A 2,861-nucleotide genomic window follows, 5' to 3' on the forward strand; every position below is an offset into this window, starting at 1 on the left:
TACGTGAAGCCGTTGAAGATGTGGTTCTAAACCGCCGAGATGATTCCACTGAGCGCTTGCTAGATATCGCAACTGAATATCTAGAGCGTGCAGTTGGAAAGGTTGAAGATAAATCTGCTTTAGAGTGGCGTACCTGGCCAGTAGAAAAACGCTTAGAGCATTCTTTAGTTAAAGGTATTACCGACTTTATTGTTGAAGATACCGAAGAAGCTCGTGTTAATGCCTCTCGCCCTATCGAGGTGATAGAAGGCCCATTAATGGATGGTATGAATGTGGTTGGTGACCTCTTTGGTGAAGGTAAGATGTTCCTTCCTCAAGTGGTGAAATCTGCACGTGTTATGAAGCAAGCGGTAGCCCATTTAGAGCCATTTATCAATGCAACCAAAGACGTAGGTGCAACTAACGGAAAAATCTTACTTGCGACCGTAAAAGGCGATGTTCACGATATTGGCAAAAATATTGTGGGCGTTGTCTTGCAGTGTAATAACTACGAAATTATCGATTTAGGCGTGATGGTTTCATGTGAAAAAATCCTTAAGGTCGCTAAGGAAGAAAACGTCGATATCATTGGCCTTTCGGGTTTGATCACTCCTTCCCTGGATGAGATGGTGCATGTTGCGAAAGAAATGGAAAGACAAGGTTTTAAACTGCCTCTTCTCATCGGTGGAGCAACCACATCTAAAGCGCATACAGCCGTTAAGATTGAACAGAACTACTCCGAGCCTGTGGTCTACGTAAACAATGCTTCACGTGCGGTGGGTGTGTGTACTTCGTTGCTATCTAACGAATTGAAACCTGCATTTGTTGAGAAGTTGGATATTGATTACGATCGCGTTCGCGATCAGCATAATCGTAAGAAGCCTCGTACTAAACCGGTCACTCTTGAAAGAGCACGTGCTAATAAAGTAGCTATCGATTGGGATGCTTACACGCCACCGGCACCCGCTAAACCGGGAGTTCACATCTTTAATGATTTTGATGTGGCAACTTTGCGTCAGTACATCGACTGGACTCCATTCTTTATGACATGGTCATTGGTCGGTAAATACCCTGCAATTCTTAATCATGAAGAAGTGGGCGAGGAAGCGAAACGCTTATTCAAAGATGCCAACGATTTATTGGATCGAGTACAGAAAGAGAAGTTACTTGAAGCTCGTGGGATGTGTGCGATGTTCCCTGCCAACAGCGTTGGCGATGATATCGAAGTGTATACCGATGAATCTCGTACTGAAGTGTTAAAGGTTTTACACAACCTTCGTCAGCAAACCGAGAAGCCAAAAGGTTTTAACTACTGTTTGTCTGATTACATTGCGCCGAAAGATAGCGGTAAAGCGGACTGGATTGGTGGCTTTGCAGTGACTGGTGGTATCGGCGAGCGTGAGCTTGCTGATGAATACAAAGCCAACGGTGATGACTACAACGCGATTATGATTCAGGCGGTTGCTGACCGATTGGCTGAAGCGTTCGCTGAATACCTGCATAAAGAAGTGAGAAAGGACATTTGGGGCTACTCGCCGGATGAGGAGCTGTCTAATGACGATTTGATTCGTGAGAAGTACCAAGGTATTCGTCCAGCTCCAGGTTACCCTGCTTGCCCAGAACATACAGAAAAAGGAACGTTGTGGGAGTTGATGGGTGTTGAAAAAGCGATCGACATGTCACTAACCACGAGCTACGCGATGTGGCCTGGTGCTTCAGTGTCTGGTATGTATTTTTCACATCCTGATGCCCGATACTTTGCGATTGCACAGATTCAACAGGATCAAGTGGATAGCTATGCCGACCGTAAAGGTTGGGATATGTTGGAAGCTGAGAAGTGGTTAGGCCCAAACATTAACTAGTTTGAATCTATAACGAGCTTTGATTCGTAACGTAAAAAAGAGAAAGGGTTGCTTAATAGCAACCCTTTTTGTATCTGTAATTTAGTTATTTATCTGTCGATGATAAACGGACTATCTACTCAAATAACTCTTGATGAAGTTTTTGAACCGCCAACTTAGACACAGATTCATCTAGCAAGAAGCATAGGTTGTGTGGGCTTGCTCCGTAACAAATCATACGTAGGTTGAAATCTTCTAGAGTGCCGAATACCTGCTTTGCATAGCCTTTGCTTTCGCTCATGTTGTTACCAATAAGAGCAACGAGGCATAGGTCGTGCTCAATATCTACGGAACACAACTCTTCAAGCTCAAGGCGAGCGGCTTCAGGTAACTCAGGAGCACCACCAGAGGTATCGGTTTGATCGAGAGTCAGTGAGACACTGATCTCTGAGGTAGTGATAAGATCGACTGAGATCTTATGTTTAGCCAGGATCTCGAATACCTTTGCCAAAAAACCATAGGCATGGAACATGTTAGCGCTGCGTAGCGTAACCATGGTTTGGTTGCAGCGTAGGGCAAGCGCTCTGAACAGAGGAGAGCTTTCAACTTGTTGACGAATCCATGTTCCACCAAGCTCTGGTGCTTTTGATGAGCCGACAAAAACAGGGATTTGATGGCGTAGTGCAGGAACCAGAGTTGAAGGGTGTAATATTTTCGCGCCAAAGTTTGCCATCTCAGATGCCTCACTGAAGCTGATCTCTGGGATAGGAGATGCTTTCGATGCGATACGTGGATCTGTGGTGTAGATCCCTGGAACATCAGTCCAGATCTCTAAACCAATCGCTTGTACTGATTCGGCAATTAGTGCAGCAGAATAATCACTGCCGCCACGACCTAACGTTGTGGTGTTACCTTCGCTATCGGCACCGATAAAGCCTTGGGTAACGACAACTTGCTGTTGGCATAGTGGAATCAATTTCTGCTGTGCTAAAGCTGCAATATCTTTTAATTGTGGTTCTGCTTTACCGAAGTCATCATTGG

The 2,861-nt window shown here is 45.0% G+C and carries 2 protein-coding genes; one reads left to right on the top strand and one right to left on the bottom strand.

What is annotated here, in order from left to right; translation table 11 throughout:
- Window positions 1-1,841, top strand: a 1,841-nt coding sequence (locus AB4653_RS25210; RefSeq protein WP_372105595.1) for a vitamin B12 dependent-methionine synthase activation domain-containing protein, incomplete at its 5' end; no start/stop codon positions are given.
- Window positions 1,842-1,956: 115 nt separating this feature from the next.
- Here AB4653_RS25210 and lysC read toward each other — a convergent pair.
- Window positions 1,957-2,861 (bottom strand): lysine-sensitive aspartokinase 3 (gene lysC / locus AB4653_RS25215; protein WP_372105596.1); only part of this gene is annotated, 905 nt, incomplete at its 5' end.

Origin of the sequence: Vibrio sp. 10N.222.48.A3, from assembly GCF_041475345.1 — a bacterium.
Classification (GTDB): domain Bacteria; phylum Pseudomonadota; class Gammaproteobacteria; order Enterobacterales; family Vibrionaceae; genus Vibrio; species Vibrio tasmaniensis_A.